Origin of the sequence: Geminocystis sp. CENA526 (genome assembly GCF_050753365.1) — a bacterium.
Classification (GTDB): Bacteria; Cyanobacteriota; Cyanobacteriia; order Cyanobacteriales; family Cyanobacteriaceae; genus Geminocystis.
In genome coordinates, this window is the sequence record NZ_JBLZFY010000141.1 from 1 (window position 1) to 8,625 (window position 8,625).

Annotated in this window: 7 protein-coding genes and 1 tRNA gene; 3 read left to right on the top strand and 5 right to left on the bottom strand. The window is 34.1% G+C overall.

What is annotated here, in order from left to right; translation table 11 throughout:
- Positions 1 to 182 precede the first annotated feature (182 nt).
- Positions 183 to 1,121 (top strand): cysteine synthase A, encoded by a 939-nt coding sequence (cysK, locus tag ACN4EE_RS20940; RefSeq protein ID WP_431708446.1) that lies wholly within the window; start codon positions 183 to 185, stop codon positions 1,119 to 1,121.
- A gap of 82 nt (positions 1,122 to 1,203) precedes the next feature.
- Positions 1,204 to 1,893, top strand: coding sequence for a DnaJ domain-containing protein (locus ACN4EE_RS20945; RefSeq protein ID WP_431708447.1), 690 nt, complete (start codon positions 1,204 to 1,206; stop codon positions 1,891 to 1,893).
- Between the two features lie 247 nt (positions 1,894 to 2,140).
- Here the strand turns inward: ACN4EE_RS20945 and accD are convergent, their stop codons facing one another.
- The 5 genes from accD to ACN4EE_RS20970 all read right to left on the bottom strand — a co-directional run bounded on the left by accD (position 2,141) and on the right by ACN4EE_RS20970 (position 7,039).
- Entirely contained in the window at positions 2,141 to 3,022 is an 882-nt protein-coding gene (gene accD / locus ACN4EE_RS20950; RefSeq protein WP_431708448.1) for an acetyl-CoA carboxylase, carboxyltransferase subunit beta, read from the bottom strand.
- A 275-nt stretch (positions 3,023 to 3,297) separates the two neighbouring features.
- On the bottom strand, positions 3,298 to 4,131 hold the full coding sequence (gene psbO, locus ACN4EE_RS20955) for a photosystem II manganese-stabilizing polypeptide (RefSeq protein ID WP_431708449.1): 834 nt from the start codon (positions 4,129 to 4,131) through the stop codon (positions 3,298 to 3,300).
- A gap of 330 nt (positions 4,132 to 4,461) precedes the next feature.
- Positions 4,462 to 4,545, bottom strand: a tRNA-Leu gene (locus tag ACN4EE_RS20960).
- Between the two features lie 130 nt (positions 4,546 to 4,675).
- The gene (locus ACN4EE_RS20965; RefSeq protein WP_431708451.1) at positions 4,676 to 6,145 is read right to left on the bottom strand and encodes a CPBP family intramembrane glutamic endopeptidase; all 1,470 of its coding nucleotides are present in this window, start codon (positions 6,143 to 6,145) and stop codon (positions 4,676 to 4,678) included.
- Between the two features lie 237 nt (positions 6,146 to 6,382).
- Positions 6,383 to 7,039 (bottom strand): potassium channel family protein, encoded by a 657-nt coding sequence (locus tag ACN4EE_RS20970; RefSeq protein ID WP_431708452.1) that lies wholly within the window; start codon positions 7,037 to 7,039, stop codon positions 6,383 to 6,385.
- 301 nt (positions 7,040 to 7,340) lie between these two features.
- Here ACN4EE_RS20970 and fba point away from each other — a divergent pair, with 301 nt between their 5' ends.
- A complete protein-coding gene (fba, locus tag ACN4EE_RS20975; protein ID WP_431708453.1) occupies positions 7,341 to 8,420 on the top strand; it encodes a class II fructose-bisphosphate aldolase in 1,080 nt (359 codons plus the stop codon).
- Positions 8,421 to 8,625 lie beyond the last annotated feature (205 nt).

Genomic DNA, 8,625 nt, shown 5'->3' on the forward strand with positions numbered 1-8,625 from the left:
GGTTGAGGTGGTTAACCTATAGTTATTTTATCACGTCACTGGCGATTCATCCCACACTTGTTTTAATTATTTTTTTTACTCGAAAACAAAGTGTGGGGCTTCTCGCCGTTTAAGCTAAATTTTTTCGATCGACCAAAAATCAGTAAAATACAGAATATACAACGATAATAAGATAGATAAAAATGAAAATTGCCAATAATATTACCGAATTAGTAGGAAAAACCCCCTTAGTCAAACTTAATCGCATTCCCCAGAGTGAAGGATGTGTAGCAGAAATTATTGTCAAATTAGAAAGTATGAATCCTGCTGCTTCCGTAAAAGATCGTATTGGCGTTAATATGATTAATGCCGCCGAAAAAGAAGGATTAATCGAAGCAGGAAAAACCATTTTAGTTGAGCCTACCTCTGGTAATACGGGTATTGCTTTAGCTATGGCGGCGGCGGCGAAAGGTTATGAGTTAATCTTAACCATGCCCGAAACCATGAGTTTAGAAAGAAGGGCAATGTTACGCGCCTATGGGGCAAAATTAGAGTTAACCCCCGGTAGTGAGGGGATGAAAGGTTGTATCCAAAAAGCCCAAGAAATCGCTGATACTATGCCGAATGCTTATATGTTGCAACAATTTCAAAATCCTGCCAATCCTCAAATTCACCATCAGACTACCGCCGAAGAAATTTGGGAAGACACTGAAGGAAAAATCGACTTTTTAGTGTCTGGAGTCGGCACAGGAGGCACAATTACAGGTATTGCAGAAGTAATTAAAGCTCGTAAATCCTCTTTCCGTGCCGTTGCGATCGAACCACAAAATAGCAGTGTATTATCAGGAGGAAAACCCGGTCCTCATAAAATACAAGGTATTGGAGCAGGTTTCGTTCCTGACGTATTACGCACAGAATTAATCGATGAAATTATTACTATTACCGATGAAGAAGCCATCGAGTATGGTAGAAAACTAGCACGGGAAGAAGGACTTTTATCGGGGATTTCCAGTGGTGCGGCGTTAGCAGGAGCGATAAAATTAGCTAAAAGGAAGGAAAATGAAGGTAAGCTGATTGTGATGATTCAGCCTAGTTTTGGAGAGCGTTATTTAAGTACAGTTTTATTTCAAGATTTAGTTTAAGACAGTTATAAATAAATTAGATACGATTTTTTTTGGGTTACGCTTTCGCTAACCCAACCTACAAATTAAAAGGCTTAACCCTATGAATTATTACGAGATTTTACAAATAAAAAGTAATGCTAGTTCGATCGAAATTAAACAGGCTTATCGAAAATTAGTCAAGGAATTTCACCCCGACAGTCAACATAAAAACGCTAATCACGATCGAATCATCAAATTAAACGCCGCTTATGAGGTACTTAGTGACGAAAAAAATCGTCAAATTTATGATCAAAAATTAAGACAAAAATTAGTTAAATCTGTTGAAAATAGACAGAATAATACTCATCATGCCACCAGCTACTATCACCATAATAGAAAGCAACAAAAAGAAGATGAATCTTCGCAATTTCGTTGGTTAAAAGAAGTTTATTTGCCCGTATTTAATCTGATTAATAAAATCATTTATCCACTGGATTATCAGATAGAGGAATTATCCGCAGATTTATTTGATGATCGATTAATGTTAGTATTTACTAATTATTTAGATAACTGTCGTTATCAATTAGAAAAGGCGAGAAATATTTTAACATCCCAACCAAATCCTAGTCTTTATGCAGGAATTGCCGCCAATCTTTACTATGGATTAAATCATATTATTGATGGTATTGAAGAATTAGAAAGATTCAGTCAAACTTATGATGAATATTATTTACATACGGGGAGAGAATTATTTAATTTAGCTGAAGAAATTAGTCAAAATGCCTCCCAAATGGCACAAAATAGAATGTAAAATGATAGAGAATAACCATCATAATAGTAAATTTTATCGGCTCTTCTACAGTATAGCAATCAGAAATCCATTAAGTAGATAGACAAAATTATTTACAGTGTTTCTTATTGTAAGAATATGGAAAAATGGACAATTAAGCTCATTGCCTTCTGAAATTAATTTTGTCCAATTACCTATAGCAATACTAAAATCAATAAAACTCTTATATAACCAACCTTTTTAAGCTAAGACGCATCTAAAACAACTTCTAATTATGCCCTTCGATCGAAAAAAATGGTTGATGTAAACTGATTAAATTAGCCAGAGTTTTCTTTAATTGGGTACGAGGTACGATCGAATCTACAAAACCGTGTTTAACTAAGTATTCAGAAGTTTGAAAATCATCAGGTAACTTTTCCCTCAAGGTTTGCTCAATAACCCTTCTTCCTGCAAAACCAATAGTTGCCCCCGGTTCAGCTAAAATCAAATCTCCTAACATCGCAAAACTGGCAGTAACTCCCCCTGTTGTGGGATGAGTTAACACGGGAATATATAATAATTTCTTCTCTTTATGTCTCTGTAATGCACCAGAAATCTTCGCCATCTGCATTAAACTCAACATTCCTTCCTGCATTCTTGCACCTCCAGAAGCACAAACAATCACCACAGGAAAGGCGTTAGCGGTAGCGTATTCAATTAAACGAGTTAGTCTTTCTCCTACCACCGAACCCATACTACCCCCCATAAAACGAAAATCCATTACCCCCAAGGCAATGGGTAAGCCGTCTATTAATCCTGTTCCCGTTTGTACTGCATCGGTTAAGGGAACTTTATTTTGTAATTCTTTAAGTCGATCGCTATAACTTTTTCGATCGTGAAAATTAAGGGGATCAGTGGGTTTAAGATGATGATTTAAAGGTTGCCATGTTTTAGCATCGATTAATTGTTCAATCCTTTCATCACTAAAAATTCTCATGTGATAACCACAATCAAAACAAACCATGTTATTAGCCTGTAAATCTTTGGTATAAGCTAAAACTCCACATTCAGGACATTTTGTCCATAAGCCATCGGCAATTTCTCTTTCTTGTTGCGGTTTTATTTCAGGTTCAGACTTTCTTAAATTATCAAACCAATCAAGTAGGGACATCTTTACAGTTAGGAATTAGGAATGGAAAATGATCAATTATCGATTATTAGTAACAAACTATACACTATATCTTGAGTTTAATGCAAGAATCTTTGATAAGGGTAGGTTGTCGGTTTTAGGCTAAATTGTATTGAAAAATAGACAACTATTGGTAATTTGTCCACTTGTCCACTTGTCTAGTCTTCATCATTTTCAGAAGTATCCGACTCAGACTTCCCTACCTTTACCAAAGATTTCGATCGAGCCACTTGGTGATCGAACGAAGAAACTATTAATTAAACTTGAGGTTGTAAACGGGCATAGAATACACCACGAATTTTAACTTCTTCAGGATCTTCAGCTCCTAAATCTGTAGAAGAAGGTTGCTCACTTTCAAATACTCCAGAAATTTCCCCAGTATCCTGATCTACTTTAGTAATTTGTAAAGAGATTTCTCCTTGGTAAGAATCAGCATTTTTGATGTTATTACGAGTATATTCTGTTTTATCAGCACCCGCCGGTAAAGCCACAGCATTATCATAACCACTGGTTAAACCACGTCCTTTAGGATCTAAGAAAGAAGCTCCACGATAAGATGGGACTTTAAATTTGCCCACAAAATCCGCCGAAGTATTTACAGAGGTAAAACCACCTTCAGTAGTAGCTACTAATTTTTTGATGGTAAAGAAGAAAGGTACTTGCTCACCACCGGGTAATAAAATTGTAGCAATTTGGAAGTCAATACCATCTAGTTCTGTTAAAGTTAAAACACCGTTCTCATCAGCAGTCAAAGTACCTCTGATTTGTTCTAAACTGGTGGTATCTCTGGTTAAGATTTTACCTTGAATATACTCAGCTTTTTGTCTTTTATTAGTAGGTTCTTCTTTAACAAAGTATTCCTGTGGTTCTAAACACATATCCACGATCGATAAGGGTTGCTCAGGAGAAATATTAATAGTACCACGAGTAAAGTCAGAAATTTCTGGACATTTGTTAGCCAATCCTGTATTAAGAATTTCATCATAGGTGATAGATTTAGGATCGTAAGCCTGCGCAGTATCACTACTACAAGCGCCTAAAAACCCTAAACAGACGATCAGGAAAGCGACTAATAGGTTGCGAAACCTCATAATTTAACCTCTCTTTGTTTGTTAATTTTCTTTAAATTTTTAATCTTAAGTTGTACTTATCCCTACATAAGTCTTCCTGCTATTGATTAGGATGGAGAATAAGTATAGTTAGATTTATCGTGATCTACTTTACCAAATTAAGACTCTTTATTAAAACTTTTTAATTTGTTTATATATAACCATGAACCTTTAATAATCGACAATTCATTATCATTAGAAATAATAAGTTTTGTAAAGTAAATTCATAAAGGTTAATATTTAGGGGGTGCTGAAAAAGTATTGTGATGAGGAGAAGACTAGAAGACTAGATAAATAAAGTTATATTTTTAATGCAGAACCCGGGACTTGAACCCGGAAGTCCTTGCGGACACTAGAACCTGAATCTAGCGCGTCTGCCAATTCCGCCAGTCCTGCATGAATTCTTATTTTATTGATTTTAGCGTATCAAACAAAACATTTCTATATTTTGGTCGAAATTCATCCCAACGCCTGTTTAATAATATTTTTGTGGAAAACTAGGCTTGGGACTTCTTTCGACATTTAGTTAACTACTGCCTAGCAAAAAAAGACTGAATAATGTGCCACTATTCCATAAACTATGAACAGTGATAGAAGCTAATAAACTTCTCGATCGAGTGTAAACTATACCTAAAATAATGCCTAAAATTGCCAAGGGTATGGTTTCTGCTAAACTTAAATGAGCAACCGCAAAAATTACAGCACTCAGTACGATCGAACCCCAAACAGGAAAGTAACGGGTGAGAGAGGGTAACAAAAAGCCTCGAAACATGATTTCCTCAAAGATTGGTGCCGCAATGGAAGCGGTGACGAAAAAGATAATTAAAGCAAATTTATCTTGAGATTCCAAAGCTAAAAGTAATAAAGGGTTACTTCCTCCTCTACCTTGCCAGATTAATTGATTGATGATGGAAACCAAAAACACTAAAGGAATTGCCACCAAATAGCCACCGATTCCCCACCAATACCAATTTTTGTTACTTAATTTAAACCAATCTTCGGGTAAAGGAAAGAAGGGTTTTAAACTCAGGTATAACACCAATAATCCTCCTCCTGCCATCAAAAAGTAACTGCATAAAACGTATAAGGCTTTTCCCTTGATGTCTAACACTGCTGGATTAAAACCACTGACACCGAAAATTATCGGTAATAATACTTGAGAAAGGAAGAAAAAACCGACTATGAAAACTTGCCAAATAGTTTCCCAATTCCAAGGAGATTCCCACGTTTTATTATAATTAATAGCTAAAATCGAGTCTTGTTTTTTTAGCAGTAATTGAGTTAGTAAAAATACTAAGATTCCAAAGCCAATTACTCCTCCAAATACTGGAATTAAACTCAATGCAAACAATGTTGTAATAGCTTTTTGAGCTAATATTTGTTGTTCATCTAAAATATTTTCTAACTTAACTTGATTATTTTCTACATCATATAAACGCTCTAAAGTTTTTAATTGAAACCATCCCTCTAATCTATTATTAATTATTTTCTCTGCATTAGAATCTATATCTTCTCTTTTTATCCAAATACTATTTAAAGTATTAATAAGATTTTGATCCGATATTTTACTTAAATAAGTATTAGCTAAATTGAGATTATTTTCTTCAGCCGTTATAATAGCTAATTTTAAATTTAAGTCCTCAATAACTTCTTGGTTTTTAGCGATATTTTGTTTTAATTGTTGTCGAGGAGTTTCAGTTACGATCGAACCTTCATTTTCTGCTAATTTATTGAGAGAGTCTGAAGTTAAATTTAAGGCTTTTTCATAACTAAATTGTGCCACAGAGAGAGGATTTTGTCCGATTAAATTCTGACTAATATTGCTAATATTTTCCTGTTGGGGATTCCATGAAGAAGCATTGAGAATCAAGTTTGTTTGATATAATTCTAATTGTGCTTGAACTTGTGGTTCACCTAAACTATGGCTAAGGGCAAAAAACACACTATACATGGACAGTATAGTTAAAATGGCTAAGATCGATCGTTTCCAGTTCATAAAAGTATATTTTATATCTCCAAAAATTTCAGGTACTTGAAAAAAATCGAGCCTCCTAAAATAATGAATAGTTTTAATAGTTAATAATTTATAACATTATATTATTAGTGTTATTATTTGTCAAAAAATATTATGATAAGAATTGTAATTAGTTGACAAAATCATGTATCAAAAGAGATAAATATTAAACTCTGTATCTAATAATAAATCTTTTTATTTATCACAATTACTGTTGCCTTATTTTTTATATAAACTGACTAAAGTTGCGATCGAAATAGCAGGAAAAAGTTGTCCAAATAATCCTTCTAAATTGCTAAAAATCATAGCAAAATTATTAACAGGAGTTATATCACCATAACCGACAGTTGTTAGGGTAACAAAGCTAAAATAAAATAAATTAATATTCTCAGATGAACTTCTGTAATCTGGAAAATGAAAAGCATTTATATCAAAAAAATAAATTATTGTATAAAATAAATACCAGATAATACCTAACATCAGATAAATACAAACTCCCCCTCGCAACACATCATTATTAACTTTAGTTTCTGAATTAATTTTATGATAAATACTTAGAATAGAAAGTGTTAAAAAGATAATATCAAAAATATTAGTGACGAAAGTTAACAGTCTTGATATACCACTTTGATCATAAAGATTTAATAGATTTGTAAAGAAAGATAATGCGGTTAATATAAAAAATAATTTAATAATTTTTTGAGGAAAATTTAAAGTTTTTATAGCAAAAATAATTATTAAAAATAAACTTAAAGGAAACAAAAAATCAGCGTGTTTTATGTAATCTGATAAAGGAAGTAATAAAAAAAAGATGATTAAATTAATGAAAAGAGATGTATATTTATTTTTATCATTTTTTACAATTTTTATAGTCATATTTTTGATCATTATAATAAATAATATTGATTATTGTAAGTCAGCTAAGACGCATTGAACTTGCATTTTTGATTAATTAATTCTTAAAAATCTTCAAAACTAAACTCTATTGCCCATTCTCTATTCCTCGGTTGGTGCATATTTCGGCTACGCTGATGACGCTACAGATGCTAGTAGCAAGACAGAATAGATGACAAAAAAGGATTAAAGAATTACTAATTGCTGATTGAGTCATAATAGGTTAAGATTCTTAACAAAGAAAATTTTAAAATAAATCAACAAAAGATAAAGGAGGACATTTATGGCTTTAGTTCCCATGAGGCTATTGTTAGATCACGCTGCCGAAAATGGTTATGGTATTCCTGCTTTTAACGTTAATAACTTAGAGCAAATTCTCTCCATTATGCAAGCCGCTCACGAAACCGATAGCCCTGTTATTTTACAGGCTTCCCGTGGTGCGCGTAGCTATGCAGGAGAAAACTTCCTCCGTCACCTTATTTTAGCGGCAACTGAAACTTACCCTCATATTCCCATTGCTATGCACCAAGATCATGGTAATAGCCCCGCCACTTGTTATTCTGCTATCCGTAACGGTTTTACTAGCGTTATGATGGATGGTTCATTACAAGAAGACGCTAAAACCCCTGCTACTTTTGAATATAACGTAAATGTTACTGCAAAAGTAGTTGAAGTTGCTCATGCTGTCGGTGCTAGTGTTGAAGGTGAATTAGGCTGTTTAGGTTCTCTCGAAACTGGTATGGGTGAAGCCGAAGACGGACACGGTTTTGAAGGTAAATTAGATCATTCTCAGCTTTTAACTGATCCTGATGAAGCCGTAGAATTTGTAGAACGTACTCAAGTTGATGCTTTAGCCGTTGCTATTGGTACAAGTCATGGTGCTTACAAATTTACCCGTAAACCTACTGGTGAAATCTTAGCCATTAGCCGTATTGAAGAAATCCACGCTAAATTACCTAATACTCACTTAGTAATGCACGGTTCTTCTTCTGTACCTCAAGAATGGTTAGACATGATCAACCAATATGGTGGAAATATTCCTGAAACCTACGGTGTACCTGTCGAAGAAATCCAAAAAGGTATCAAGAGCGGTGTTCGTAAAGTAAATATCGACACTGACAACCGTTTAGCGATTACTGCGGCAATCCGTGAAGCAGCGATGAAAGATCCTTCTAACTTCGATCCTCGTCACTTCTTAAAACCCTCTATCAAATACATGAAACAAGTTTGTTTAGAGCGTTATCAGCAATTCTGGACTGCTGGAAATGCAAGTAAAATCAAACAAGTAAGTCTCGATGATTTTGCGGCTAAATATGCCAAAGGTGAATTAAGTGCAACTGTCAAAAAAGCTGTAGCTGTATAATTCACTAAACTACCCTGCCTAAGAGGCGGGGCTGTTTCATTCTTAAATTTTTGGTTGAGATGAAGTAATAAGTAAATTGATTTTTTATAGTTATGTACTAAATTTAATGAAGATTTTACAGCATTTTCTTCCCCCTCTTCCCCCCTCTTCCCCCTCCTCCCCCTCTCTACCCTCTTATCTTCATCATTTTATAGTTCCCTCAGGT